Annotated in this window: 22 protein-coding genes and 2 tRNA genes; 13 read left to right on the top strand and 11 right to left on the bottom strand. The window is 69.4% G+C overall.

Annotated features, from left to right (window positions below; translation table 11 throughout):
• The first annotated feature begins 16 nt into the window (after positions 1-16).
• The 4 genes from FHS00_RS09740 (at position 17) to FHS00_RS09725 (ending at position 4091) form a co-directional block, all read left to right on the top strand.
• Entirely contained in the window at positions 17-1075 is a 1059-nt protein-coding gene (locus tag FHS00_RS09740) for a TRAP transporter substrate-binding protein (protein ID WP_183472365.1), read from the top strand.
• A gap of 98 nt (positions 1076-1173) precedes the next feature.
• A complete protein-coding gene (locus FHS00_RS09735) occupies positions 1174-2184 on the top strand; it encodes a YeiH family protein (RefSeq protein WP_343064599.1) in 1011 nt (336 codons plus the stop codon).
• A 76-nt stretch (positions 2185-2260) separates the two neighbouring features.
• Positions 2261-3706, top strand: a complete 1446-nt coding sequence (locus tag FHS00_RS09730) for a PQQ-dependent sugar dehydrogenase (protein WP_343064601.1) — start codon at positions 2261-2263, stop codon at positions 3704-3706.
• 52 nt (positions 3707-3758) lie between these two features.
• On the top strand, positions 3759-4091 hold the full coding sequence (locus FHS00_RS09725) for a c-type cytochrome (RefSeq protein ID WP_183472359.1): 333 nt from the start codon (positions 3759-3761) through the stop codon (positions 4089-4091).
• Between the two features lie 3 nt (positions 4092-4094).
• On the opposite strand, the gene FHS00_RS09720 is transcribed toward FHS00_RS09725, so the two are convergent.
• The 3 genes from FHS00_RS09720 to FHS00_RS09710 are packed head-to-tail and all read right to left on the bottom strand — an operon-like array spanning position 4095 to position 7184.
• Entirely contained in the window at positions 4095-5162 is a 1068-nt protein-coding gene (locus FHS00_RS09720) for an ABC transporter substrate-binding protein (RefSeq protein WP_183472355.1), read from the bottom strand.
• A complete protein-coding gene (locus tag FHS00_RS09715; RefSeq protein WP_183472352.1) occupies positions 5159-6520 on the bottom strand; it encodes a sensor histidine kinase in 1362 nt (453 codons plus the stop codon). The genes FHS00_RS09720 and FHS00_RS09715 overlap by 4 nt, the downstream gene beginning before the upstream one ends.
• The gene (locus FHS00_RS09710) at positions 6513-7184 is read right to left on the bottom strand and encodes a response regulator (RefSeq protein WP_183472350.1); all 672 of its coding nucleotides are present in this window, start codon (positions 7182-7184) and stop codon (positions 6513-6515) included. Before FHS00_RS09710 ends, FHS00_RS09715 begins: the two co-directional genes overlap by 8 nt.
• A 153-nt stretch (positions 7185-7337) precedes the next feature.
• Here FHS00_RS09710 and FHS00_RS09705 point away from each other — a divergent pair, with 153 nt between their 5' ends.
• The 3 genes from FHS00_RS09705 (at position 7338) to FHS00_RS09695 (ending at position 10380) form a co-directional block, all read left to right on the top strand.
• Positions 7338-8327, top strand: a complete 990-nt coding sequence (locus FHS00_RS09705; RefSeq protein ID WP_183472347.1) for a Bug family tripartite tricarboxylate transporter substrate binding protein — start codon at positions 7338-7340, stop codon at positions 8325-8327.
• A gap of 69 nt (positions 8328-8396) precedes the next feature.
• A complete protein-coding gene (locus tag FHS00_RS09700; RefSeq protein WP_183472344.1) occupies positions 8397-8828 on the top strand; it encodes a tripartite tricarboxylate transporter TctB family protein in 432 nt (143 codons plus the stop codon).
• Positions 8829-8838: 10 nt separating this feature from the next.
• Positions 8839-10380: a tripartite tricarboxylate transporter permease gene (locus FHS00_RS09695; protein ID WP_183472341.1), complete on the top strand. Its 1542-nt coding sequence runs from the start codon at positions 8839-8841 to the stop codon at positions 10378-10380.
• A gap of 86 nt (positions 10381-10466) precedes the next feature.
• On the opposite strand, the gene FHS00_RS09690 is transcribed toward FHS00_RS09695, so the two are convergent.
• The gene (locus FHS00_RS09690) at positions 10467-13343 is read right to left on the bottom strand and encodes a PAS domain-containing protein (RefSeq protein ID WP_183472338.1); all 2877 of its coding nucleotides are present in this window, start codon (positions 13341-13343) and stop codon (positions 10467-10469) included.
• A 193-nt stretch (positions 13344-13536) separates the two neighbouring features.
• On the opposite strand from FHS00_RS09690, the gene FHS00_RS09685 reads away from it, so the two are divergent.
• The 5 genes from FHS00_RS09685 to FHS00_RS09665 all read left to right on the top strand — a co-directional run bounded on the left by FHS00_RS09685 (position 13537) and on the right by FHS00_RS09665 (position 18312).
• Entirely contained in the window at positions 13537-14673 is a 1137-nt protein-coding gene (locus FHS00_RS09685) for a TRAP transporter substrate-binding protein (protein ID WP_183472324.1), read from the top strand.
• A gap of 62 nt (positions 14674-14735) precedes the next feature.
• Entirely contained in the window at positions 14736-15323 is a 588-nt protein-coding gene (locus FHS00_RS09680) for a TRAP transporter small permease subunit (RefSeq protein WP_183472321.1), read from the top strand.
• Between the two features lie 40 nt (positions 15324-15363).
• On the top strand, positions 15364-16785 hold the full coding sequence (locus FHS00_RS09675; RefSeq protein ID WP_183472318.1) for a TRAP transporter large permease: 1422 nt from the start codon (positions 15364-15366) through the stop codon (positions 16783-16785).
• Positions 16775-18154 carry an amidase gene (locus FHS00_RS09670; RefSeq protein ID WP_183472315.1) on the top strand — a complete coding sequence of 460 codons (1380 nt, stop codon included), beginning with the start codon at positions 16775-16777 and terminating at the stop codon, positions 18152-18154. The genes FHS00_RS09675 and FHS00_RS09670 overlap by 11 nt, the downstream gene beginning before the upstream one ends.
• Positions 18154-18312 (top strand): hypothetical protein, encoded by a 159-nt coding sequence (locus FHS00_RS09665; protein ID WP_183472312.1) that lies wholly within the window; start codon positions 18154-18156, stop codon positions 18310-18312. Before FHS00_RS09670 ends, FHS00_RS09665 begins: the two co-directional genes overlap by 1 nt.
• 72 nt (positions 18313-18384) lie before the next feature.
• On the opposite strand, the gene gndA is transcribed toward FHS00_RS09665, so the two are convergent.
• The 7 genes from gndA to FHS00_RS09630 all read right to left on the bottom strand — a co-directional run bounded on the left by gndA (position 18385) and on the right by FHS00_RS09630 (position 24980).
• On the bottom strand, positions 18385-19803 hold the full coding sequence (gndA, locus tag FHS00_RS09660; RefSeq protein ID WP_183472309.1) for an NADP-dependent phosphogluconate dehydrogenase: 1419 nt from the start codon (positions 19801-19803) through the stop codon (positions 18385-18387).
• Between the two features lie 122 nt (positions 19804-19925).
• A tRNA-Glu gene (locus FHS00_RS09655) sits at positions 19926-20000 on the bottom strand.
• A 51-nt stretch (positions 20001-20051) separates the two neighbouring features.
• A tRNA-Glu gene (locus tag FHS00_RS09650) sits at positions 20052-20126 on the bottom strand.
• A 97-nt stretch (positions 20127-20223) separates the two neighbouring features.
• The gene (gene recJ, locus FHS00_RS09645; protein WP_183472306.1) at positions 20224-21969 is read right to left on the bottom strand and encodes a single-stranded-DNA-specific exonuclease RecJ; all 1746 of its coding nucleotides are present in this window, start codon (positions 21967-21969) and stop codon (positions 20224-20226) included.
• Positions 21970-22103: 134 nt separating this feature from the next.
• Positions 22104-23087 (bottom strand): class II fructose-bisphosphatase, encoded by a 984-nt coding sequence (gene glpX, locus FHS00_RS09640; RefSeq protein ID WP_183472303.1) that lies wholly within the window; start codon positions 23085-23087, stop codon positions 22104-22106.
• A gap of 176 nt (positions 23088-23263) precedes the next feature.
• A complete protein-coding gene (locus tag FHS00_RS09635; RefSeq protein ID WP_183472300.1) occupies positions 23264-24550 on the bottom strand; it encodes a homoserine dehydrogenase in 1287 nt (428 codons plus the stop codon).
• Between the two features lie 52 nt (positions 24551-24602).
• Positions 24603-24980: a hypothetical protein gene (locus FHS00_RS09630; protein ID WP_183472297.1), complete on the bottom strand. Its 378-nt coding sequence runs from the start codon at positions 24978-24980 to the stop codon at positions 24603-24605.
• 130 nt (positions 24981-25110) lie between these two features.
• Here FHS00_RS09630 and FHS00_RS09625 point away from each other — a divergent pair, with 130 nt between their 5' ends.
• Positions 25111-25575, top strand: a complete 465-nt coding sequence (locus tag FHS00_RS09625; RefSeq protein ID WP_246391225.1) for a hypothetical protein — start codon at positions 25111-25113, stop codon at positions 25573-25575.
• Positions 25576-25599 lie beyond the last annotated feature (24 nt).

Raw genomic sequence — 25599 nt, 5'->3', positions numbered from 1 at the left:
CAAAAGGGAGGACACCATGCTCAGCACCACATTCAAGGCCGCCGGCCTCGCCGCGCTTCTGGCCGGGACCGCGCTGCCCGCCATGGCGCAGGACATCAAGCTGCGCGCCACCGCAAACTCGAACGAGAACGACGAGGATTACGACGGTCTCGTGGTGTTCAAGAACTACGTCGAGGCGGCCTCCAACGGCGCCATCGAGGTCGAGATCTTCATGGGCACGCAGCTGTGCTCGAACGGCGCGGAGTGCCTGCAGGGCGTGGCCGACGGGTCGATCGACATCTACATCTCGACCTCGGGCGGCGCCTCGGGCCTGTTTCCCTACGTGCAGGTGCTCGACCTGCCCTACGTGATGGCCGACGACCGCGTGGCCGAGGCCGTGCTTTCGGGCGATTTCACCCGCACCATGCGCGACATGGCGCTGGAGGATTCGGGCGACTCGATCCGGCTGATGACGATCGGCAACACCGGCGGCTGGCGCAACTTCGCCAACACACAGCGCCGGATCGCGGAGCCCGCCGACATCGAAGGGCTGAAGATCCGCACCGTGGTCGCCGACCTGCCGCAGGAGCTGGTGCGCGCGCTGGGCGCCTCGCCGACGCCGATCCCGTGGCCCGAGCTGTTCACCTCGCTGCAGACCGGCGTGGTCGAGGGCACCAAGAACGGCATCACCGACATCATGTCGATGAAATTCCCCGATGCGGGCCTGCAATACGTCACGCTCGACGGCCACGCCTACATGGGCGCGCTGTGGTGGATGTCGAACCAGCGGTTCCAAGAGCTGCCCGACGACATGAAGCGCGTCGTGGTCGACGGCTTCTACCAGCTGCAGCAGGCCACCTTCGCCTCGCCTAAGCGCAAGTCGATCCAGGCCTATGAGGACTTCGTGGCCGGCGGCGGCGACCTCTACGTGCCGACGCCCGAGCAGAAGGCCGCGTTCGCCGAGGCGGCCCAGCCAGTCTACGAGTGGTTCACCGCCAATGTCGAAGGTGGGCCGGAAATCTACGAGGCGCTGACCGCCGCCGTGGCCCAGGCCGAGAGCGAGCTCGAGGCCGCCCGCGCCGCCGACATGGAATGATGCGCGGCCAATGATCCGAAGGGGGGCGGCACGCCGCCCCCTGACCCGGCCCCTTCGGGGGCCGTTTTCGCACCCCCACCACGCCGGAGACCTCCACCGTGCAGAACGCCCTCGCCCTGCCGCGCCTGACCGACTCCGCGCGGACGCTGTTTCCCGGACTGGCGCTGGCCGCGCTGGTGGCGATGGCGGCGCAATTCCTGTCCGAGCATTACGGCGCGCCGGCGATGCTGATGGCGATCCTTCTGGGCATCGCTCTTGCCTTCCTGTCCGAGGAGCCGCGCAGCGCGCCGGGCATCGCCTTCGCATCGCGGGGGTTGCTGCGGATCGGCGTGGCACTCTTGGGCGTGCGGATCTCGACCGGCATGGTGCAGGAGCTGGGGCCGGGCTTGCTGGGGCTGATCGCCGGCGGGGTTCTCGCCACCATCGGCGCCTCGATCCTCGCAGCATGGGTGCTGGGCCGCGACCGGCTCTTTGCCTTTCTGTCGGGCGGCGCGGTGGCGATCTGCGGCGCTTCGGCCGCGATGGCGATCTCATCCGTCCTGCCGAAGCGCGACGAGGGCGAGCGCGACCTGATCTTCACCGTGGTCTCGGTCACCATGCTCTCGACCCTCGCCATGATCGCCTATCCGATCCTCGCCGACCGGCTCGGCTTCGACGCCCGCCAGACCGGCGTGTTCCTCGGTGGCACGATCCACGACGTCGCGCAGGTGGTGGGGGCAGGCTACTCGGTCTCGGAGGAGACTGGCGACCTGTCGACCCTGGTCAAGCTGATCCGCGTGACCATGCTGGCGCCGATCGTGCTGGTCGCGGCGGTAGTGATGCGCAGCCGGACCCCCGAGGGGGCGACGCGCCCGCCGCTGGTGCCGGGCTTCGTGCTGGGCTTTCTGGCGCTGGCGGCGCTGAATTCGGCCGGGCTGCTGCCCGGCTGGTTCGCTGAGGCCGCGAGCGCGGTGTCGCGCTGGGCGCTGCTCACCGCCATTGCCGCGGTCGGCATGAAGACCTCGCTCAAGCAGCTGCTCGATGTCGGCGGCCCGGCCATCGCCATGGTCGCGGCCCAGACCGCTTTCATCGCCGTGGTGCTCGGCGTCGGGGTCGCGCTGATCGGCTAGGTGGTAATATTTGTTGACCGGACCCGGAGCGGGGTTCATCTTTCCCTAACGTAAAGTGAGGGAGGACACGATGCGTATTCAACGAGTGACGACCGCCTTGCTGATGGCGACCGCCTTGCCATTGGTGGCGCTGGCGCAGGGCAGCGATGACAGCCTGCAGAAGATGCGCGAATTCCGGACCACGGGTACCTCGCTCGACATTCCGCAGATCGAGCAGACCGGCGAAAAGGCCGAGCGGCTCAAGGCCATCCTCGAGAACATCGAGATGCCCGAGGGCTTCGAGATCGACCTTTTCGCGATAGTGCCTGACGCGCGCCACATGGCGCTGGGCAACTCGGTCCCGGTGGTCTTCGTCGGCACCCGCAAGGACAAGTTGTGGGCGGTGACCGATCGCGATGGCGACCGCGTCGCCGACGAGGTCAAGGAATTCGCCCCGGCGCTCGATCTCGCCGTCCCCAACGGGCCCTGCATGACCCCCGACGGCTTCCTCGTGCTGGCCGAGCACAACCGCGTGCTGATGTTCCCGGCGGCCGAGTTCTTCTATGAATCGCCCGACGTGGCAGTGGCCGAGGTGGTGCCGCAGGGCGAGCTGATCCCGGTCGCGGAAGAGAGCTTCAACCATGGCGCGCGGGTCTGCGATATCGGCCCCGACGGCATGCTCTACATCGCGCTGGGCCAGCCGTTCAACGTGCCCGCCAAGGAGAAGATGGACCTCTACAACGAGCAGGGGATCGGCGGCATCATCCGGATGAACCTCGACGGATCGGGGCGTGAGGTCTATGCGCGCGGCATCCGCAACTCGGTCGGCATGGACTTCAATCCCGCCAATGGCGAGCTGTGGTTCACCGACAACCAGGTCGACGGCATGGGCGACGACATCCCGCCGGGCGAGATCAACCGGATCACCGCGGCCGGGCAGAACTTCGGCTTCCCCTGGTATGGCGGCGGCACTACCCGCACCAACGAGTACATGGACGAGGAGATCCCCTCGGACGTGGTGAACCCCGAGGCCGAGTACACCGCCCATGCCGCCGATCTCGGCATGGCCTTCTACGCGGCCGACAGCTTTCCGGAGAAATACCGGGGCGGCATCTTCTCGGCCCAGCACGGGTCGTGGAACCGCACCGAGCCGGTCGGCGCCCGGGTGATGTTCACGCCGGTGAACGAGGATGGCTCGGCCGGTGAGCCGGAGGTCTTCGCCGAGGGCTGGCTGACCGAGACAGGCGAGTATCTCGGCCGGCCGGTCGACGTGGCGGTGATGAAGGACGGCTCGCTGCTGGTGTCCGACGACTTCGCCGGGGCGATCTACCGGATCTCCTACAGCGGCAGCGAGGGCGGCTCCGGCGGCTCGGCCATGCCGGGCGGTGCCATGGACGGCGCGATGCAGGGGAACATGGAAGGCATGGACGGCATGGGTGAGCACATGGAGGGCATGCAGGAGGGCATGGAGAACATGGAAGAGCACATGGACGACATGCAGGAAGGCATGGAGGGCGAGGCGGACGACGCTTCGAGCAACTGATCCACTTGCGCCCCCCGCGGCCATCGCCGCGGGGCCATCCCCGGAGAACCTGATGACGAGATACCTGATCGGGCCGATCCTGGCCGGACTCCTGCCCGTGGCCGCGATGGCCCAGGGCGACCCCCAGGCCGGCAAAACCGCGAGCGGGGCCTGCGCCGCCTGCCATGGTCGCGACGGCATCGCCATGGCGCCCGACGCACCCAACCTCGCCGGACAGCCGGCCGATTACCTCGCCGAACAGCTGCGCGCCTATCGCGACGGCGACCGGACGCATGAGCAGATGAGCCTGATCGCCAATGGGCTCGAGGAGGCGGAAATCGACGACATCGCCGCCTATTTCGCCGCGATCGAGGTCACGGCGACGATCCCCGACGACCCGCAGTGAGGGTCAGGGCGCGGTGCCCCCCGTTTCAGGGAAGGCATCGCGCCAGCGGGCGCGGAACAGCGCGCGCTTGTGCGTGTCGAGCGCGATCAGCAGCGCCGGGGTGAGCGCGATCGGCCGCTGCAACGTCTCGGCCGTGCCGCTGATCTCGAGCGCGGTGCCGTCCTCGCCGTCGAGCCGCACCAGAAGCCCCGCGCGCTCCAGCGCCGCGCGGCCCTCGGCCGAGAGCAGGAAGTCGAGGAACTGCGCCGCCGCGCGCGGCTGGCCGGCCTCGCGCGGGATCATCGCGGCGCGCGCCAACACGAGAGTGTAGTCCTGCGGCGCCACCACGCCGAGGCGCGGATCGCGGCGCGCGCGCACCAGCGCATAGGAGCCGAGCACGTTGTAGGCGACGAGGTAGCGCCCCTCGGCCACGCCGTCGATGATCTCGGCCGAGCAGCAGGTGGCCACGGCGCCCGAGCGTCCGAAACTTTCCATCAGGCCGCCGAAGGTGGTGGCCTCGAGCGAGTCCGCGAAGGCGAAGAGGAAGCCCAGACCCGAGCGCTCGATGTCATAGGTGGCGACACGGGTCCGGAACGGGCTCTCGGTCGGGCGCAGCAGGTCCAGGAGGTCGAAGCGCGATCGCGGCACCTGCGCGGGCGGCACGAGATCGCGGTTGTAGACCATCACCGCAGGCTCGCGGGTGACGCCCCACAACTCGTCGCGCCAGACCAGCGCGTCGGGCAGGGTGGCAGTCGCGGCAGAGCGGTGCGGCCGGGCGCAGCCCTCGTTGACCAGATCGACCATCTGATGGACTGCCGAGGAGATCACCAGATCCGCGCCGACCCGCGCCGCCGTGCAATCCGCTGCCTGCAGCCGGTAGAGCGCGTTCGACCCCCATTGCTCGTAGGCGACGTGCAGGCCCGGCCGGGTTTCGAGAAACCGCTCGATCACCGGACCCAGCACCGCGATGTCGGTGGTGGAGCGCAGCCGCAACGTCTCGGTCGCGGTGGGCGCCCCGAAGTCGCGGATCAGCTCCTGTCCCGCGGCGGGCGCGGCCAAGAGCGTCAGGGCGAGGAGCGCGGCGCGGATCATGCGCCCGCCTTCGGCAGCGAGAGCGCCGCCTCGAAGCCGTCCTCGCACAGGCCGAGCCTCAGCGTCCCGCCATGGCTCTGCGCCACCTCGCGCGCGATGGCGAGGCCGAGCCCGGCGCCCCCCGGCGCGTGCGACGCGAAGCGTGCCCCCATGCCTTCGAGGATCGCGGCGCCCGGTCCCGGCCCGGCATCGCGCACATAGAGCCGCACGGCCCGGTTGTCGCGCGCGACGCCGATCCGGATCGGCGCGCGGCCATGGGCGAGGGCGTTGGCGGCGAGGTTCTTGCCGGCCTCGACCAGCGACAGCGCGTCGCCCCGCACCACCACCGGCGCGGGCGGCAGTTCGAGCCGCATCATCGTCCCGCCCGGCATGTCCTCGAGCGCCTCGTAGATCTCCAGCGCGACGTCGCGCAGGTCGACCGCGGCGCGCGGTGCGGTGTCGGTGCGGTGGATGATCATCGCCCGGTCGAGCATCCGGTCGAGTAGCTGCGACAGCCCGATGCTGCGCTCGTGGATCCGCGCCAGAAGCCGGGCGCGGCGTGCGGGGTCCTGCTCCTCCTGCGCGTCCTGCGCCTGGGCGCGGATCGCCGCCACTGGCGTGCGCAGCTGGTGCGCGGCGTCGCCGATCAGGTTTCGCGTGGCGGCCACCTGCCGGTCGAGCCGACCCATGAAGCCGTTGAGCGCGCCCAGCACGGGTGCGATCTCGGTCGGCATCGGCAGGGTGATCGGGGTGAGATCGGTCGGGTCGCGCCGGGCCAGCGCCGCGCCCAGCCGCTGCAGCGGGCGCAGCGCCGAACGGGTGGCCAGCCAGGCAAAGAGCCCGATGGCGAGGCCGGCCGCCGCCAGAACTGCCAACGCGCCTCCGGCGATGTCGCGTGCCAATGCCTGCCGCGCCCTGAGCGTCTGTCCGACCATCACCCGCACCGGTCCGGAAAAGCTGCGCTCGGCAAAGCGGCGGGTGACCGCGACGTAGCGCCCCGGCTCGGCGCCGAGATCGCCGTCATAGAACACCGGCCCGCCGCCGGCGCGCCGCTCGGGCGGGGGCGGGGCGTCCTCCGAGCCGGTAAGCGTCGCGCCGTCCGGGCCGGTGACGCGGTAGCGGATCCGGTCCTCGGGGGCGAGCGCCAGCATCTGGAAGGCCGAGGCAGGCATGTCGACCAGCGCCGCGCCGTCGCGGATGGTGATCGCGGCGGCGATGTCGTTGGCCGCGCCCAGGAGCAGCCGATCATAGGCCTCGCGGGCCGCGCGCCCGCCATAGGAAAGCGCCACCGAGAGCACGACGACGCCGCCGAGGATCAGCACTGCGCCGACCGCCAGCGCCACCCGTGCCTTGAGCGACCAGGTCCGGCTTTCAGCCATCGAGATCGAGCCGGTACCCCAGCCCCCGATGGGTCTCGATCGACACCCCGGAGCCGGCCAGCTTCTTGCGCAGCCGCGCCACGTAGAGCTCGATCGTGTTGGTGCCGACATCGGCGTTCTCGAAGCCGAACAGCCCGTCGAACAGCCGGTCCTTGGGCATGATCCGGCCGCGATTGGCGATCAGCAGGTTCAGGAGCGCCAGCTCGCGCCGTGTCGCGGTCACCGCCGCGCCGTTGACCCGCAGGCTCTGCGCGCCGGGATCGAAGTCGAGCCCGCCCAGCACCATCCGGTTTTCGGCCCGCCCGGCCTCGCGGCGGGTGAGCGCCCGCAGCCGGGCCTCTAGTTCGCGCAGGTCGAAAGGCTTGACCAGATAATCATCCGCGCCGTCGTCGAGCGCCGCCACCCGCTCATCGACCGAGAATTGCGCGGTCAGCACCAGCACCGGGGTCCGGTCGCCGGCGCGGCGCCGCTCGCGCAGGAAGTCGCGGCCCGAACCGTCCGGCAGGTTGAGGTCCAGCACGATCGCCGCGTAGCCGGTGATCCCGGCGCAGGCATGGGCATCGGCCAGAGTCGGCGCGACGTCGCAGGCGAATCCCGCGCGGCCCAGGCTCGCGCTCGCGGCCTCGGCGACGTCCGGCGTGTCCTCGACGATCAGTATCCGCATGCGATCCTCCGGCTGCCCAGCATAGGGGCAGGGCGGCGCGGAAAGAAGCCCGCGCCGCCCGCATGACAGCTTGATGACAGCTTGGCGCGGCACAAGGGCGGACGAGGTTGCCGGAGAGCGCTCCGGACGGCCAAGACCACAGGGAGGACAGACATGACCACCACGTTCCGCCGCGGCCTGATCGCCGCCGCTCTTCTGGGCACCGCGCCCGCCGCGCTGATGGCGCAGGACTTCACGCCCGAGAACCCCGAATGCATCGCCCCCGCCAACCCGGGCGGCGGCTGGGACTTCACCTGCCGCCAGGTCGGCAAGACGCTGCAGGATCTCGACTTGATCCCCTCCACCATGCAGGTCGTCAACCTCGCCGGCGGCGGCGGCGGCGTGGCCTTTGCCGAGGTCGTCAACAAGCGCAAGGATGACAACGACCTGATCGTTGCGGCCTCTTCGGCCACCGCCACCCGGCTGGCGCAGAACGCCTATCCCGGCAACACCATGGACCAGGTGCGCTGGCTGGGCTCGGTCGGCGCCGATTACGGTGTGATCGCGGTCTCCGCCGACAGCGAGGTGCAGGACCTGCCGCAGCTGATGGAGATGATCAAGAACGACCCGACCTCGATCTCGATCGGCGGCGGCTCGGCCGTGGGCGGCTGGGATCACCTCAAGGTGCTGATCGCGGCGCAGGAAGCCGGCATCGAGGATGTGCGCGGCGTCAAGTACATCGCCTTCGACGGCGGCGGCGAGGCGGTGACGCAGCTGCTGGGCGGCTCGCTGCAGGCCTTCACCGGCGACCTGTCGGAATCGACCGGCTTCATCGAATCGGGCGACATCCGCGTCCTCGCCGTTCTGGCGCCCGAGCGGCTCGCCGGCGAGTTCTCGGAGATCCCGACCGCCAAGGAGCAGGGCATCGACGCGGTCGGCGCCAACTGGCGCGGCTTCTACGGCCCGGGCGAGATGTCGGACGCGGCCTATGACTACTGGTCCGGCGCGATCGACCAGCTCTATTCCAGCGAGGAATGGCAGGCGATCATGGAAGCCAACGGCCTCGCGCCGCTCGACCTGCAGGGCGAGGAATTCCAGGCCTTCGTGCAGGAATCGGTGAACGAGATCACCGAGCTGTCGAAAGAGATCGGCATCATCCAGTAACCGCCCCAAGGGGCAGGAACGGGGCGCCACCTACCGGCGCGCCCCGTTCCGCAATTCCGGGAGGGTCGCATGAGCGATCGCATCTTCGGCGGCATCGGTCTGATGCTCTCGCTTCTCTACATATGGCGCGCCACCCTGATCCCCGACAGCTTCATGTCCGACGCGGTCGGGCCGCGCGCCTTTCCCTATGGCATCGCCGCCGTCATGGCGCTGGCCTCGATCTGGTTCCTGATCAAGCCCGATCCCGAACCGGAATGGCCCCGCCTCGGCCGGCTGGCCGAGATCGGCTTCGCGGCGCTGGTGATGATCGCCTACGCGCAGCTGCTGCCCGAGTTGGGCTTCGTCATCTCGACCGCCTTCGCCGCCGCCTATCTGACCTGGCGGCTCGGCTCGTCGCCGCTGCAAAGCGTGCTGATCGGCGTCGGCACCTCGCTCGGGATCTACGCCATCTTCCATCTCGTCCTCGGGCTCAGCCTCGCCCGCGGGCCCCTGGGCTTCTGAAGGAGCGATCATGGAACTGCTCGCATCACTTGGCGACGGCTTCGCCGTCGCCCTCACCTGGCAGAATCTCGGCCTTGCGCTGATGGGCTGCTTTCTCGGCACGATCATGGGCGCGCTGCCCGGTCTCGGGCCGTCCAACGGCGTCGCCATCCTGATCCCGCTGGCCTTCACGCTGGGCCTTGGCGCGACGCCCTCGCTGATCCTGCTCACTTCGGTCTATTACGGCGCCATGTATGGCGGGCGGATCTCGTCGATCCTGCTCAACATCCCGGGCGACGAACCGGCGATGATGACCTGTCTCGACGGCTATCCGATGGCCCGCAACGGTCGCGCCGGCGAAGCGCTGGCGCTGTCGGGCGTCGCCTCCTTCGTCGGTGCCTTCTTCGCAACGTGGGGCCTCGTGCTGCTGGCGCCGCAGCTCGTGAAGGTGGCGCTGCTGTTCGGCCCGGCGGAGTACTTCGCGCTCTTTGCGCTCGCCTTCATGACGCTGGGCGGCGTGTCCTCGACCAACCAGGCGAAATCGGCCTTCGCCGCGGCGCTGGGCCTCGGCCTCGCCATGGTCGGCGTCGACACCCAGACCGGCGTGCCGCGCTTCACCTTCGGCGAGGTGCACCTCTATGACGGCATCGACTTCCTCGTCGCCATCGTCGGCCTGTTCGCGCTGTCGGAAGTGTTCATCTTCCTCGAGCATCGCGGCACCGACAAGGACGCCAGCACGGCGCCGAAGCTCGATATCGGCCGCATCACCCCGTCCTGGAAAGTGCTGAAATCCTGCACGCCGACGATGATCCGCACCACGATCCTGGGCTTCATCGCGGGCGTGCTGCCCGGCGCAGGCGCCTCGCTCGGCTCCTTCATCTCCTACTCGATGGAGAAGAAGCTGGTCGATCGCGACAACACCTTCGGCACCGGCGACCCGCGCGGCGTGGCGGCCCCCGAGGCTGGCAACAACGCCGCCGCCGGCGGCGCGCTCGTGCCGATGTTGGCGCTGGGCGTACCCGGTTCTGGCACCACGGCGGTGCTGCTGGCGGTGCTGCTGTCGCTCAACATCACGCCCGGCCCGCTGCTGTTCACCCAGAACCCCGACGTGGTCTGGGGCCTGATCGCGGCGCTGTTCATCGGAAACTTCATGCTGCTGGCGATGAACATCCCGATGGTGGGGCTGTTCGTGCGGGTGCTGATGGTGCCGCCGCGCATCCTGATGCCGATCGTCGCGATGGTCTCCTTCGTCGGCATCTACGGCATCTCCGGCTCCAGCTTCGACCTGATGGTGATGATCGCCTTCGGCGTGGCCGGCTGGCTGCTGCGCAAGCTCGACGTGCCGCTGGTGCCGGTGATCCTCGGCACGCTTCTGGGCAACGCCATGGAGGTGAACATGCGTCGCGCGGTGACCATCGCCGATGGCGACTACTCGGTGCTGTTCGGCTCTTGGCTGACCTTGGCGCTCTGGGCGGTCGCGATCGTCGGCTTCGTGCTGCCGATCTTCGTGGGTGGCGTGGTCAAGGCGCGGATGCGCGGCGCGGCCGAGCGCGAGGCGGCCATCACCGATTGATGGTCATTAGCTGGGCGGGGCAAAGAGCCCCGAACCGAGCAAGCGACAGGACAGGGGCCGCGCCGCGAGGCGCGGCCCCTTCGCGTTCAGCTCCCGCCCACGGCCCGCAGCAGCGCCTCCTGCCCGAAGGGCTTGGTCAGCACGCGCGCCTGCGGCAGATCCTCGGAGCCCGGCACGCTCTCGCGGCCGGTGGCGAAGATCACCGGAAGGCCGGGCTGCAGCGCCACCGCGGCGCGCGCCACGTCGAGGCCGGAGCGATCCGGCAGACCGACATCGATCAGCAGCCGATCGGCCGGGGCCTCTTCGAGGAGCGCCAGCGCTTGCGCGCCGGTCGCGGCCTCGCGCACCTCGGCGCCTGCGGCGGTCAGCATCTCGACCAGATCGAGGCGGATGAAGGTGTCGTCCTCGCAGACCACCACCCGCAGCCCGCCAAATCCCGGCCGCGCGTCGTCGGGCGCGGAGGGCGAGGCGGTCGTGGTCTCCGGGACGGAAGGCGACGCCGCCTCGGCGGCGTCGAGCAACTCGCGCAGCCGCCGGGCCAGCGTCTCGCGGCGATAGGGCTTGGGCAGCAGCTGGATGCCCCGGTCCAGCCGCCCGTCATGCATGATGGCGTCGCGCGAATAGCCCGAGGCGAACAGCACCGGCAGGCCGGGCCGCAGCTTTTGCGCCCGCTCCGCCATCTCGCGGCTGGTCACCTTGCCGGGCATGACGACGTCCGTGAGCAGCAGGTCGAAGGGGCGCCCCGCTTCGATCAGCTCCAGCCCGGCATCGGCATCGCCGGCCTCGATTACCTCGTAACCCAGCTCGCGCAGCATCTCGGCCGCGACAGCGCGGACGTCGGCGTCGTCCTCGACCAGAAGGACGGTCTCGTCGCCGCCGGTCACCGGCCCCGCGGCGCGCAGCGTCGCCGGCGCCTCGCTCCGGAGGGAGCGGGGCAGGTAGAGCCGCACGGTGGTGCCGCGACCCGGCGCGCTCTCGATCGCGACATGCCCGCCCGACTGCTTCACGAAGCCATAAACCATCGCCATGCCGAGCCCGGTCCCCTTGCCCTCGGGCTTGGTGGTGAAGAACGGCTCGAAGATCTTCTCGATCACCTCGGAGGTCATCCCCGCGCCTTCGTCGGTCACCGTAAGCCGGACATACTCGCCCGGCACCACGTCGGTCATCGCGCGTGCGGCTTCGGCGTCGATCATCGCGTTGTCGAGCGCGATGGTCAGGCGGCCCTGGCCCTCCATCGCGTCGCGGGCGTTGACCACCAGGTTGAGAAGCGCGTTCTCGAGATTGGCGGCGTCGACCAACGTATTCCACAGCCCGTCGGTGAGCCGGGTTTCGATCCGCACGCCTTCACCCACCGCCGAGCGCAGAATCGGCGCGATCTCGTCGAGCATCCGGCGCAGATCGACCGCGCGCGGCTCGAGCGGCTGGCGCCGGCCGAAAGCCAGCAGCTGTGCCGCCAGAGTGGCTCCGCGATCGACCGCGCGCATCGCCTGTTCGATCCGGGCGCGGCCCGGCGTGCCGGAGGGCAGCTCGCGTTGCGCCAGCTGCAGCGAGCCGGTGATCGCCTGCAGCAGGTTGTTGAAGTCGTGCGCCACGCCGCCGGCGAGGTTGCCGATGGCCTCCATCTTCTGGCTCTGGCGCAGCGTCGCATTGATTTCCTCGAGCGCCCGGTTGCGGTTCTCGACCCGCTCCTCGAGCGTGGCGTTCAGCTCGGCCAGCGCGGCCTCGGTCGCTCTGCGGTCCTCGATATCGGTGTTGGTGCCGATCCACTGCGCGATCCGCCCCTCGGCGTCATGCACCGGGACCGCGCGTACGAGGAACCAGCGCCAGACGCCGTCCACCCGCCTTATGCGGAACTCGGTTTCGTAGGTCTCGCCGCGCGCGATCGAGCTTTCCCAGACCGGCACGACCCGCGGGAGATCGTCGGGATGCACGATCCGGCCCCAATCCTCGCCGAGGAGCTGGCCGTCTTCGGTGCCGGCATAGGCGTGGATCGGGTCGCTGACCCAGTCGAGCATCCCGTCCGGTCGGGCGGTCCAGACATGGGCAGGCATGTTCTGCGCCAAGGTGCGGAACCGCTCCTCGGCATTGCGCAGCTCGGCCACCGCACGGTGCTGGGCGGTGACGTCATGTCCCTGCACCAGGATGCCGATGCTGCGGCCGTTCGGCCCGAACAGCGGCTGGTAGACGAAGTCGACGAAGATCTCGGTCGGCGGGCCGTCTTCGTTGTAGATGAAGGCCTGTACGTCGCGCAGCGTCACCGGCTCGCCGCTGCGATAGACGTTGTCGAGCAGGTCGAGGAAACCCTGATCGGCCAGTTCCGGCAGCGCCTCGCTGGCGCGTCGGCCGATCAGATCGCGATGCTCGCCCACGATCCTGCGATATTCGCGGTTGGCGAGACGAAAGACGTGCTCCGGCCCCGAGTGGATCGCGATGACGCTCGGGGCCTGATCGAACACGGTTTCGAAGAACCGGGTCGCCATGCCAAGCTCGAGGTTCTGCTGCGCCACGCTCTCGGCCCGCATCAGCACTTCGCCCTCGTCGAGATCGGCGCGCTTCGCGACCTCGGCCTCGGCCTGATGCGCCCGCATGTAGAGGTCGGTCACGTCGTGGGTGTTTTGCAGCAGGTACTGCACCCGGCCGTCATCGCCCGGGATCGGCGTATGGGTGGCGCTCCAATAGCGGTGCTCGATCTCTCCGCCCGCCTTGGCGATCGGGTAGGGGATGAAGGGCAGATGATCGGTCCGCCCGTTCTGGAAGACCCGTTCGAAGGAGGCGTGCAGCATCGCTTGGGCTTCGCCTTCGGCCGGAAACACGTCGGGCAGGTACTGGCCCACCAGCTGCTCCGGCTTGCGCCCCGTGACCTCGCAATAGGCCCGGTTCACCCAGACATAGCGCAGGTCGCGATCGATCAGCATGTAGGCTGTCGCGGCCGATTCGAAGACTGCGCTGATGTCGAGCGTCATCGGGAAATTCCTGCGATTGCCAGCCCGCCAGATATATCGGCATTGCGGCCGCGAGCAAGCCGGGGGCGGGTCTAGACGCAGCGGCCATCTGGTCAAGAATAATTACCAGTTGCGTTTACGTGGCTGAACCACAATGATCGAGGTGGCCGCGCGGGGGAGCGTCGGCCCGAGAATGACATTCTGGGAGGAGTTCATGACAGTTACCCCGAAGAAGACCGCGCAGGTGTCGCGGCGTTCGTTCCTGCGCAAGGGAGCCCTAGGCGCCGGCGTCACCGCAGCCGGCGGTCTCGCCGCGCCCGCCGTGCTCGCCCAGAGCCCGATCGTCGTGAAGCTGCAGACCTCGTGGCCGGCCTCGGACATCTGGCAGGAAATGGCGCAGGCCTATGCCGACCGCGTCGAGGCGATGTCGGGCGGCCGGCTCAAGGTCGACGTGCTGCCCGCCGGCGCCGTGGTCGCGGCGTTCCAGGTGATGGACGCGGTCAGCGACGGCTTGATCGACATGGCGCATTCGGTGCCGGTCTACTGGTACGGCAAGAACAAGGCCGCTTCGCTGTTCGGCACCGGCCCCGTCTTCGGCGGCTCGGCCGACACCATGCTGGGCTGGTTCTATGCCGGCGGTGGCAAGGAGTTCTACGCCGAGCTGATGGACACGATGGGCCTCGACGTCGAGGGCCTGCTCGGCTTCCCGATGCCCGCCCAGCCCTTCGGCTGGTTCAAGACCGAGGTCGCCTCGGTCGACGACATCAAGGGTCTCAAGTACCGCACCGTCGGTCTCGCGGCCGACCTGATGCAGTCGATGGGCATGTCGGTGGCACAGCTGCCGGGCGGCGAGATCGTACCCGCCATGGAGCGCGGCGTGATCGACGCCTTCGAGTTCAACAACCCGACCTCCGACAGCCGTTTCGGCGCGCAGGACGTGGCCAAGAACTACTACCTGTCGTCCTATCACCAGGCGTCCGAGAGCTTCGAGTTCCTGTTCTCCAAGAGCTTCCTCGAGAGCCTCGACCCCGACCTGCAGGCGATCCTGCGCCACTCGGTCGAAGCGGCGTCCACCGCCAACTCGGCGACCGCGCTCGACCAGTACTCGCGTGACCTTCAGAAGCTCTCCGAGAGCGGCGTGACGATCCACCGCACGCCGCAGGCGATCCTCTCGGCCCAGCTCGACGCGTGGGACGCGCTGATCCCCGAGCTCGAGCAGGACGAGTTCATGAAGCGCGTGCTCGACAGCCAGCGCGAATGGGTCGAACGCGTGACCTACTACACGCTGATGAACTCGCCGGACTACCAGCTCGCCTACGAGCACTACTACCCCGGCAAGCTGGCGCTCTGAGCCAAGCCTGACCGCCCGGCGGCGCGATTGCGTCGCCGGGCCCGCAACCATACGGGACGCGAATGCTCGGATACATCAAATTCGCCGACGCCCTTTCCGCCGCCTTCGGCAAGGTCTTCGGCTGGCTCATCGTGCTGATGACCTTCGGGGTCAGCTACGAGGTCTTCGTGCGCTACGTGCTGGGCTCCCCCACGCCATGGGCGCTCGACATCTCCTTCATCATGTACGGCACGCTGTTCATGCTCGGCGGCGCCTACACACTCTCGCGCGGCGGCCATGTGCGCGGCGACTTCCTCTACCGGCTCTGGCCGGTCAGGGTGCAGGCCGCCGTCGACGGACTGCTCTACATCCTGTTCTTCTTTCCCGGCGTCTTCGCGCTGATCTTCGCGGGCTGGAAATACGCCTCGCGCTCCTGGCAGTACGGCGAGGTTTCGGTCAACAGCCCCGCGGGCGTGCCGATCTACCAGTTCAAGACCGTGATTGTCGTCGCCGGCGTGCTGCTGGCGATCCAGGGGGTCGCGCAGGTCTTCCGCTGCATCTTGGCGATGCGCGACGGCGTCTGGCTGGCCGCGGCCGAGGATGTCGAAGAGACCGAGCAGTTGCTGATGAAGCAGATGACCGCCCCCAGCGATCACCCGGACATGAAATGACGCGCTGCCCCCGCGTTGAATTGATACGGAGCGCACGCACGTGACCGAACCGCAAATCGCCCTGATGATGCTGGGCGTCTTCATCAGCCTGGTCTTCCTGGGCTTCCCCATCGCCTTCACGCTGATGGCGCTCGGCATCGGCTTCGGCTATTTCGCCTATTACGATGCCGGCCGCATGTGGCGCGACTTCGACCGGCTCGATCCCGAGATCGCCAGCTGGTGGGAAAGCACCTCGTCCTGGATCGACGGCTTCTTCAACAACCGCGTCTTCGACCTCTTCATTAACCAGACCTACACGGTGATGTCGAACGAGGTGCTGACCGCGGTGCCGCTGTTCCTGTTCATGGGCTACATCGTCGAGCGCGCGAACATCGTCGACCGGCTGTTCACCACGCTCAACATCGCCTCCAAGAACGTGCCCGGCTCGATGGGCGTCGCCGCCCTCGTGACCTGCGCGCTGTTCGCCACCGCTACCGGCATCGTCGGTGCCGTTGTGACGCTGATGGGCCTGCTGGCGCTGCCGGCCATGCTCAAGGCGCGCTACGAGCCCTCCTTCGCCGCGGGCATCATCTGCGCCGGCGGTACGCTGGGCATCCTGATCCCGCCTTCGATCATGCTGATCGTCTATGCTGCGGCCTCGGGCGTCTCGATCGTCCGTCTCTATGCCGGCGCGCTGCTGCCGGGCCTCGTCCTCGTCGGCCTCTACCTGACCTACGTGGTCGGCCGCTCGATCCTCCAGCCCTCGGTCGCACCGCGCCCGACCAAGGAAGAAGTGCCGGACGTGCCGCTGGGCAAGCTGCTGTGGATGCTCTTCACCTCCTTCTTCCCGCTGGCGGTGCTGATCCTTTCGGTGCTGGGCTCGATCCTGTTCGGTCTCGCAACCCCGACCGAAGCGGCCGCGATCGGTGCGCTGGGCGGCATGGTGCTGGCGGTGATCTACCGCGCGATGACCTTCCAGCGGCTGCGCGAGAGCGTCTATCTCACGGTGCGCACGACGGCGATGGTGTGCTGGCTCTTCGTCGGCTCCTACATCTTCTCGTCGGTCTTCTCCTATCTCGGCGGCGAGCATCTGATCTCGGAATTCGTCTCGGGGCTCGACCTGACCCCGGTGCAGTTCCTGATCCTCGCGCAGCTGATCATCTTCCTGCTTGGCTGGCCGCTCGAATGGTCGGAGATCATCATCATCTTCGTGCCGATCTTCCTGCCGCTGCTGGAGATTTTCGGGGTCGATCCGCTGTTCTTCGGCATCCTCGTGGCGCTGAACCTGCAGACCTCGTTCCTGACGCCACCGATGGCGATGTCGGCCTACTACCTGAAGGGCATCGCACCGCCCGAGGTGCGCCTGACCCAGATCTTCAAGGGCATCATGCCGTTCCTTGGTATGGTCGTGGTCTCGATGGTGCTGGTCTACATCTTCCCGAACCTGGTCTTCGGCCTGCCGGAGCTGTTCTATGGGCGCTGAGATGACCACCAAGCCGATGCCCAAGGGCCATATCGCGATGCTCGATCTCTCGGCGCGCGAACTGCGCGACCGGATGGCGAGCGGCGCGCTCAATGCCACCGATCTGGTGCAGGCCTGCCTTGACCGTATCGCCGCGCTCGAGCCCGAGATCCAGGCCTGGGCCTGGCTCGACGGCGGCTACGCGATGAGCCAGGCGCAGGCGCTCGACGCGGCGCGCCGGGCGGGGCGGCCCACCGGCCCGCTGCACGGGCTGCCGGTGGCGCTCAAGGACGTGATCGACACCGCCAAGGTGCCGACGCAGAACGGCACCGCGCTCGACGAGGGCAGGGTGCCCGAGCGTGACGCCGCTCTGGTCGAGCGGCTGCGCGCCGCGGGCGCCATCATCATCGGCAAGACGGTGACGGCGGAACTGGCCTTTCTGCATCCCGGCAAGACCCGCAACCCGCACGATCCTGCCCGCACCCCGGGCGGCTCATCCTCGGGTTCGGCGGCCGCGGTTGCAGCGGGCATGGTGCCGCTGGCGGTGGGTACCCAGACCGGCGGTTCGGTGATCCGGCCGGCCTCGTTCTGCGGCACGGTGGGGTTCAAGCCGAGCTTCGGCGCGATCCCCCGCACCGGCGTGCTCAGCCAGTCGCCCAGCCTCGACACGGTCGGGGTCTTTGCCCGCAACGTCGAGGACGCGGCGCTTCTGGCCGAGGCGCTCTACGGCCACGACGCCAAGGACCGGGCGACCGTGCTCGCCCCGCCGCCGCGGCTGCATTCCGTCGCGATGACCAAGCCGCCGGTGCGGCCGACGCTGGCCTTCCTGCGGCTTCCGGGCTGGGACCGGGCCGACGCCGACACCCATGCCGCCTTCGCCGAGTTGGTCGAGGCGCTAGGTGAGCAGTGCTTCGAGACGGCGCTGCCGGGGATCTTCGACGAGGCCGCCGAGATCCGCGAGCGGATCAACCTCGCCGAGATGGCCAAATCCTACTTCGCCTACGAGAAGAAGGGTCGCGACGCGCTGTCGGAGGAGATGCGCGCGGCGCTCGATCGCGGCAAGGCGATCCTGGCGCGCGACTACATCGCCGCGCTCGACTGGTCCGACGTGCTCTATGCGGGGCTCGACGAGATCTTCGAGCGCTGCGACGCGATCCTGTGCCCCGCCGCGCTCGGCCCTGCCCCGCAGGGCCATGCCAGCACCGGCGACGCAATCTTCAACGGGCTGTGGACGCTCACCGGCATGCCGGCCGTGAGCGTGCCGATCCTGCAATCCGAGACCGGCCTGCCGATGGGCGTCCAGCTGGTCGGACGGCGCGGCGACGATGCGCGGCTGCTGCGCACCGCGCGCTGGCTCGAAGGGCTTCTGGCCGAGGAGGAGACCGAATAATGCTCAACCGTATCATGACGATCGTGGCTCTGGTCTTCTTCCTGAGCTTCCTGTGGATCCTGTTCTCGCATATCCCGCGCCTCGACCTGGCCGGGGTGCTGGGGGTGACGGTGGCGCTGGTGCTGTGGGACGTCTTCACGAGCTTCCGCGACAGCTGACCCGCCCCGAGGCGCAAACGAAAAGGCCCCCGCGCAGAGCGCGGGGGCCTTTGCCGTTCCGAGGGGCGGCGATCAGACGCCGTGGCCGTGCCAGGGGCCGTGCTTGTCCTCGATGCCGTCGGTCCGCTCGAAGCCGTGCTCGCCGAAATAGTCGCGCTGTGCCTGGATCATGTTGGCGGTGCCGCGCGCGGTGCGCATCGTGTCGAAGTAGCTCAGCCCCGAGGACAGCGCCGGCATCGGGTGGCCGTAGCGCGCGCCGATCGCGACCAGCTCGCGCAGCGCGACGTGGCCCTCGCGCAGATGCCGTGCGAAGACGGGCGCCAGCATCAGGTTGCGATCCTCGTCCTCGGCCAGCGCGGCCGCCATGTCGTCGAGCATCGCCGAGCGGATGATGCAGCCCTCGCGCCAGACACGGGCAATGGCGGGCAGCGGCAGCGCCCAGCGGAACTGCTCGGAGGCGGCGGCGATCATGTCGAAGCCCTGCGCATAGCACAGCACCTTGCCGGCGATCAGCGCCCGCTCCAGCATCTCGTCAGACACCTTGCCCTCGGGGATTTGCTGCGGCGCCGCGCCGAACAGATCCTCGCCTTCCTTGCGCGCCGCGACACGGCTCGACAGGTTGCGGGCCACGACGGCGGCCTCGATCGCCGGGATCGGGGCGGCGAGATGCTGTGCCTCGATCGCGGTCCAGCGGCCGGTGCCCTTCTGACCCGCCTTGTCGAGGATCAGGTCGATCATCGGCTGACCGGTATGCTTGTCGGCGGCCTTGGTGACGATCGAGGAGATCTCGATCAGGTAGGACTTCAGCGCGCCCTCGTTGAACCGCGCGAAGGCGTCGCCGATCGCGTCGGCATTGAGCCCGAGGCCGTCACGCATCACGCCATAGACTTCGGCGATCATCTGCATGTCGGCGTATTCGATGCCGTTATGCACCGCCTTGACGAAGTGGCCCGCGCCCTCGCGGCCCATCCAGTCGGCGCAAGGCTCGTCGCCGAACTTCGCGGCGATGGCGGTCAGGATCGGTGCGACCCGGTCCCAATGCGCCTTTTCGCCGCCGCCCATGATCGCCGGCCCGTGCCGCGCGCCGGCCTCGCCGCCGGAGACGCCGATGCCGAGGAACGGCTTGCCTTCGGCTTCGCGCGAACGGCGGTTGGTGTCGTGGAAGTTGGCGTTGCCGGCATCGATGATCATGTCGTCATCGTCGAGCAGCGGCCGCAGCGCCGCGATCTGCTCGTCGACGGGCTCGCCGGCCGGCACCATGAGGATGATCGCGCGCGGCTTGGCGATGGCGGCGACGAGTTCCTCGTAGCTCTCGGTCGGGATCACCCGGTCGGCTAGCTCTCCGGCTTCGGCATGAAAGGCGCGGGTCACGTCCGCGCGGCGGTTCCAGACCGCGATGGGGAAGCCCTTTTCGGCAATGTTGAGCGCCAGCGCGCTGCCCATGGTGCCAAGGCCGATGAGGCCAATCTTCGCTTTGTCCTGTTGTGCCATCGCGGCGCCTCCCGTTGCGGTATCGGGCCCGCTTTACCCGCGCGCGCGAACAGGAACAACCGAGCATCAGGCTCAGGCCACGGTGGTTGGCGCGAGGGCAGGGGAGGAGGAAGGAGGCGTCGTGGCAGCCCGTAGGGGAATCGAACCCCTCTTTCCAGGTTGAAAACCTGGCGTCCTAACCGATAGACGAACGGGCCACTCTGACGACGGAACCGGTTTCCCGAAAGGGACCTCGAACCGTAAACCGATGGCAGCCCGTAGGGGAATCGAACCCCTCTTTCCAGGTTGAAAACCTGGCGTCCTAACCGATAGACGAACGGGCCGCTCGTCGGTGAGCCGGTGTTTAGGGAAACCGCTCTGGCCCCGCAAGGGGAAAATAGACGATCCGTGAAATTGCCGTGGGGGAAAAACCGCCTGCGCTCAACGCGCCGGCGCGGCGTCGTCGAGCCGCAGCTGGACGGTGCGGCGGCCCTTCCAGATGTTGAGGTCGAGCTTGCCTGCGAGGTGGAAGCGCGCGCCGCCATGGCGCATCAGCGCGGCCCCCATCGGCCCGTCCATCGCGCCGAAGGCGATGCCGTCGAGCCGCGCCCCGAGACCATCGCCGAAGCCGATCTTGAGGTGGCCTTGGCCGACCTCGCGAACGTGCTGGATCGCCATGTCGGGAAAGGCGAAGCGCGGCGCCGGCGCGGCGGCGCCGAAGGGGCCCGCCGCCTCGATCCGCTCGATCAGTTCGAGCGTGGCGGCACCGGGCATCAGCACCGAATCGAGCCGCAGGTCGCGCGGCCCGCCGGCCCCCGCGCCCTGCTTCTCCAGAAGCTCGGCGAGGCGCGCCATCGCGGGTTCGATCATGGCCTCCTCGACGGTGAGCCCGGCCGCCATCTTGTGGCCGCCGCCACGAAGCAGCAGCCCCTCGGCCGCGACGCGGTGGATCGCGGCGCCTAGATCGATTCCCGGCACCGATCGGGCCGAGCCCTTGCCGATCCCGTCCTCGATGCCGATCACCACGGCGGGGCGGTTGGTCGCCTCCTTCATCCGCGCGGCCGCGATGCCGACCACGCCGGGATGCCAGCCCGCGCCGGCGGCCCAGGCGAGGGGCCCCTCGGTGCCGCGTGCCTCGGCCTGTTCGAGGGCGGCGTCGCGCACCCGCGCCTCGATCTCGCGCCGCTCGCGGTTGAGGTGGTCGAGCTTCTCGGCCAGAGCGGCCGCCTCGTGCGGATCATCGGTCGCCAGCAGCCTTGCGCCGAGGTCGGACTTGCCGATCCGGCCGCCGGCGTTGACGCGCGGGCCGAGCAGGTAGCCCAGATGATAGGCAGTGGGCGGCACGTCGAGTCCCGCCACGTCGGCGAGCGCCACGAGGCCGGGGCGCTGGCGGCGCGCCATGACCTGAAGCCCGGTGCGCACCAGCGCCCGGTTGACGCCGGTGAGCGGCGCCACGTCGGCCACGGTGGCCAGCGCCACGAGGTCGAGCATCGCCATCAGGTCCGGGCCGGGCCTGCCATCCTCGCGCAGTCGCCGGTTCAGCTCCACCAGAAGCAGGAACACCACGGCCGCGGCGCACAGATGCGCCAGATCGCCGCTCTCGTCCTGCCGGTTGGGGTTCACCACTGCCACCGCGTCGGGGAGGGTCTCGCCGCCCAAATGGTGATCGAGCACGACGACATCCGCGCCTTGCGCGGCGGCGATCGGCTCGTGACTCAACGTGCCGCAATCGACGCAGATGATGAGGTCGTGGTCCCGCGCCAGCCGCGCCATCGCCGGGGCGTTGGGGCCATAGCCCTCTTCGATCCGGTCCGGAATGTAGAGCGTGGCCTGCAGCCCCATCCGGCGCAGCCAGACCAACAGCAGCGCGGCCGAGGCACCGCCATCGACGTCGTAATCCGCGAAGATGGCGATCCGCTCGCGGCCCCGCACGGCCTGCATCACGCGATCCGAGGCGGAGCCCATGTCACGCAGAGACAACGGGTCGGGCAGCAGTTCGCGCAAGGTCGGGGAGAGGAAGCCGGCCACCGCCTCGGCGGCGACGCCGCGCCCTACAAGGGCGTGGCATAGCGGCAGCGGCAGGTCGCAGCCCTGGGCCATGGCCTGGGCGAGGCGGTCGGCCTCGGCGGCGGGACCGACCCAGCGGCGGCCGGTCAGCGAGGCGGAGACGTCGAGAAAATCGGGCATGGCGCGGGTGTCGCCCGAAAGCGGGCGCGATGGCAAGCCCGGAGACGATGCCGCCTGCTCACGCGGGCGCGATCCGCCCGTGCCGGTCTCCGAAGAGGCGGCGGGGGGGGTATGCCCCCCGCCGCGGCGTCGGTTCAGCGGCCGGGCTGGCTGCGGTCGATCGGGTTGCGGTAGAACATGCGCCTCACCGAGCCGGTCTTGGACCGCATCAGGATCGTCTCGGCGGTGAGGTAGCCGCCATCCCGGCGGATGCCCGGCACGAGGTTGCCGTCGGTGACGCCGGTGGCTGCAAAGATCACGTCCCCAGTGACCAGCTCGTCGCGCGAATAGATCCGGTCGAGATCCTCGATCCCGGCCTTGCGGGCGCGGCCCACCTCGTCGTCGTTGCGGAACAGCAGCCGGCCGTAGATCTGGCCACCCATGCATTTCAGCGCGGCAGCCGCCAGCACACCCTCGGGCGCACCGCCCGAGCCCATGTACATGTCGATGCCGGTCTTGGCCGGTTCGGCGCAATGCATGACGCCGGCCACGTCGCCATCGGTGATCAGCCGGATCGCCGCGCCGGTCGAGCGCAGCTCGTCGATCATCTCCTGGTGGCGCGGGCGTTCCAGCACGCAGACGGTGATGTCGCCCGCATCGGTGCCCTTGGCCTTGGCCAGCGCGGCGACGCGCTCGGCCGGGCTCATCTCGAGCGTCACCACGCCGGGAGCGAAGCCCGGCCCGACCGCGAGCTTGTCCATGTAGACGTCGGGGGCGTGCAGCATCGAGCCGCGCGGACCCATGGCAATCACCGTAAGCGCGTTCGGCATGTCCTTGGCGGTCAGCGTCGTGCCCTCGAGCGGGTCGAGCGCGATGTCCACCGCCGGGCCCTCGCCGGTGCCGACCTCCTCACCGATATAGAGCATCGGCGCCTCGTCGCGCTCGCCCTCGCCGATCACCACGCAGCCGGCGATGTCGAGCATGTTGAGCTGGGTGCGCATGGCGTTGACGGCGGCCTGATCGGCGGCCTTCTCGTCGCCGCGACCGATCAGCGGCGCGCAGGCGATGGCCGCGGCCTCCGACACCCGGGCGAGGCCGAGCGACAGCATGCGATCATGGAATTCGGGGGCTTGGGGCATGGGAGGCGTCCTCGGGCAATCGTGAGCGTTGCCTCGACCTAACCGGCCCTCCGGCGCGGTGACAAGCGCGCCGGGAGATGTTTGCGCAAACGGCGCGAGATGGGCGGCGGCGGGCTCGGGCGCCGCCGCCGGAATGGGCGTTTTCGGGGGTGGGGAAGGGGCGCCGCCCCTTTCCGTCAGACCTGCTCGATGCGGATCGCGACCGGCGCGCCCTGCACTACGCCGGTGGCCTCGAAGCCTGCAAGCGCGTCCTCGAGGGCGGCACGGGTCGTCTTGTGGGTGACGATCAGCACCGGGGCAGAGGTGTCCTCGTGGTCGTATTGCCGCATCCGGTCGATCGAGATCCCGGCTTCGCCCAGCACTCGCGCGACCTTGGCGAGCGCACCCGGTTTGTCCAGCAGACGCATCCGCAGGTAATAAGGGGCGGGCACCGCCGCCTGCGCTGCGCGCGCCGCGCGCAGCCCGGAGGCGGGCTGGCCGAAGACCGGCAGCCGGATCCCACGGGCGAGATCCATCACGTCGCCCATCACCGCGCTCGCCGTGGGGCCCGCGCCCGCGCCGGGGCCGCGCAGCACCACTTGGCCGATCGCGTCGCCCTCAAGCACCACCATGTTGGTGCCGCCTTCGAGCTGGCCCAGCGGCGAGGAGGCGGGCACGAGGCAGGGCGACATGCGCTGCTCCAGTCCGCGTCCGGTCATCTGCGCCACGCCGAGAAGCTTGATGCGGAAGCCCATATCGGCGGCGTGGTTGATGTCCTCGATGGTGATCGCGCCGATGCCCTCGAGTTCGACACCCGAGAAGTCGACCTTGGTGCCGAAGGCGATCGCGGCCAGCAGCGCCAGCTTGTGACCGGCATCGATGCCGCCCACGTCGAGCTGCGGGTCTGCCTCAAGATAGCCGAGATCGGCGGCCTCCTGAAACACCGCGTCATAGGGCAGCCCGGCGCTCTGCATCCGCGTCAGGATGTAGTTGCAGGTGCCGTTCATCACCCCCATCACGCGGGTCATCTCGTTGCCAGCCAGCGACTCGGTGAGCGCCTTGATGACCGGGATGCCGCCGGCAACGGCCGCCTCGAAGCGGATCACCCGGCCTTGCGCCTCGGCCCGCTCGGCCAGCGCCTGGCCGTGATGGGCGAGCAGCGCCTTGTTGGCGGTGACCACGTCCTTGCCGTTGTCGAGCGCGATCTCGACGACCGACTTGGCGATGCCCTCATGGCCGCCCATCAACTCCAGCACCACGTCCACGTCGTCGCGGGCGGCGAGAACGGCCGCGTCGTCCTCCCAGGCATAGGCCGAAAGATCGACGCCACGGTCCCGGGCGCGGTTCCGGGCCGAGACCGCGGTGATTTCCACCGCGCGACCGGCGCGGGCCGCGAGAAGTTCGGGATGCTCCTGCACGATGCGCACGACCCCTGCGCCGACGGTTCCGAGACCGGCGATTCCGAGGCGAAGGGGAGAGGTCATGGGAGGCTCCGGTCTGTCTTGGCTGCGCGCGACTGTTAGCCCGAGCGGGGGATCACTGCAACGCGGCAGGGGTCGTCACGCCCGCCTCGATGCGGGCGCGTGTCTGGGCGTCGATCACCGGTGCGCTGCGCAGCGCCTCGGCCCGCGCCGCGAGATCGCGCAGCCGGGCCTCCGGCAGCGCGGCGCCCGGGGTCCCGGAAACCTGCCGGCGGGACAGGGCCTCGGCGCGTTGTGCCAGCGCCGTGCCGCTGGCCTCGGTCAATCGCGGCGACGCCTGTGCGGCGTCGGCGCGTGCCAGCAGCGGCACGACGTCGACGAGCGGGGGCGGCGGACCGTGGCGTTCGGCCTCGGGCACGCGGGCGTCGATCTCGGGGAACTGGGCGCAGCCGGCGGCGAGCAGCAGCGGCACGAGGAAAAGGAGGCGGGGCATTGGGTTCCGGATCTGGGGCTGCGCTCAGGTTACGGGGCGCCGGCCGGGGCGGCAATGGCATCCCCGCGCGGGGGTGACGGCCGATGGTGGCCGGGCTATGCCCGACCGGGCAACAGCCGGGGACGGAATGATGGAGTTCGAATTGCGCGCGGCGCCCGCCCGCCGGGCGATGGCGGTCGGGGTGCTCTATGTCTTCGGCGGTCTCGCGGTTTACACCGCGCTGACGCAGGCCGACGGGGCGCTGTGGGTGGCTGCGCTGCTGGCGCTGGGTACCGGGGGGCTGGTAGCGGGCGAGGCGCTGCGCCGGGCGACGCGCCTCGTGCTGCGGCTCGACGAGACGGGGCTATCGGCCAGCGACGGCACCTTGCTAGCGGGCTGGCAGGACATTGCCGGGATCGACCGCGGCAGCTTCTCGCTCAAGCCGTCGAACGGCTTCACGCTGCGGCTGACGCGGCCGATGGCGCGGGGCTGGCGGCCGGGCATGTGGTGGCGGCTCGGGCATCGGCTGGGAATCGGCGGCGTGACCCCGGCGCCGCAGACCAAGGCGATGGCCGAGGCGATCGAGTCGCGGCTGGCGCAGCGGAGCGGCACCTAGCACCCCGCACCTAGTCCCCAGCAC

The sequence above is a fragment of the Limimaricola variabilis genome, assembly GCF_014195545.1.
Taxonomy (GTDB): domain Bacteria; phylum Pseudomonadota; class Alphaproteobacteria; order Rhodobacterales; family Rhodobacteraceae; genus Limimaricola; species Limimaricola variabilis.
The sequence above is the reverse complement of the archived record's forward strand: the minus strand, read 5'-3'. Positions and strand labels throughout refer to the sequence as shown.

Coding starts and splice junctions, on each gene's coding strand:
- FHS00_RS09740 (WP_183472365.1), top strand. CDS start 17: ATGCTCAGCACCACATTCAAGGCCGCCGGCCTCGCCGCGCTTCTGGCC.
- FHS00_RS09725 (WP_183472359.1), top strand. CDS start 3,759: ATGACGAGATACCTGATCGGGCCGATCCTGGCCGGACTCCTGCCCGTG.
- FHS00_RS09720 (WP_183472355.1), bottom strand. CDS start 5,162: ATGATCCGCGCCGCGCTCCTCGCCCTGACGCTCTTGGCCGCGCCCGCC.
- FHS00_RS09715 (WP_183472352.1), bottom strand. CDS start 6,520: ATGGCTGAAAGCCGGACCTGGTCGCTCAAGGCACGGGTGGCGCTGGCG.
- FHS00_RS09710 (WP_183472350.1), bottom strand. CDS start 7,184: ATGCGGATACTGATCGTCGAGGACACGCCGGACGTCGCCGAGGCCGCG.
- FHS00_RS09705 (WP_183472347.1), top strand. CDS start 7,338: ATGACCACCACGTTCCGCCGCGGCCTGATCGCCGCCGCTCTTCTGGGC.
- FHS00_RS09700 (WP_183472344.1), top strand. CDS start 8,397: ATGAGCGATCGCATCTTCGGCGGCATCGGTCTGATGCTCTCGCTTCTC.
- FHS00_RS09695 (WP_183472341.1), top strand. CDS start 8,839: ATGGAACTGCTCGCATCACTTGGCGACGGCTTCGCCGTCGCCCTCACC.
- FHS00_RS09690 (WP_183472338.1), bottom strand. CDS start 13,343: ATGACGCTCGACATCAGCGCAGTCTTCGAATCGGCCGCGACAGCCTAC.
- FHS00_RS09685 (WP_183472324.1), top strand. CDS start 13,537: ATGACAGTTACCCCGAAGAAGACCGCGCAGGTGTCGCGGCGTTCGTTC.
- FHS00_RS09680 (WP_183472321.1), top strand. CDS start 14,736: ATGCTCGGATACATCAAATTCGCCGACGCCCTTTCCGCCGCCTTCGGC.
- FHS00_RS09670 (WP_183472315.1), top strand. CDS start 16,775: ATGGGCGCTGAGATGACCACCAAGCCGATGCCCAAGGGCCATATCGCG.
- FHS00_RS09665 (WP_183472312.1), top strand. CDS start 18,154: ATGCTCAACCGTATCATGACGATCGTGGCTCTGGTCTTCTTCCTGAGC.
- gndA (WP_183472309.1), bottom strand. CDS start 19,803: ATGGCACAACAGGACAAAGCGAAGATTGGCCTCATCGGCCTTGGCACC.
- recJ (WP_183472306.1), bottom strand. CDS start 21,969: ATGCCCGATTTTCTCGACGTCTCCGCCTCGCTGACCGGCCGCCGCTGG.
- glpX (WP_183472303.1), bottom strand. CDS start 23,087: ATGCCCCAAGCCCCCGAATTCCATGATCGCATGCTGTCGCTCGGCCTC.
- FHS00_RS09635 (WP_183472300.1), bottom strand. CDS start 24,550: ATGACCTCTCCCCTTCGCCTCGGAATCGCCGGTCTCGGAACCGTCGGC.
- FHS00_RS09630 (WP_183472297.1), bottom strand. CDS start 24,980: ATGCCCCGCCTCCTTTTCCTCGTGCCGCTGCTGCTCGCCGCCGGCTGC.
- FHS00_RS09625 (WP_246391225.1), top strand. CDS start 25,111: ATGGAGTTCGAATTGCGCGCGGCGCCCGCCCGCCGGGCGATGGCGGTC.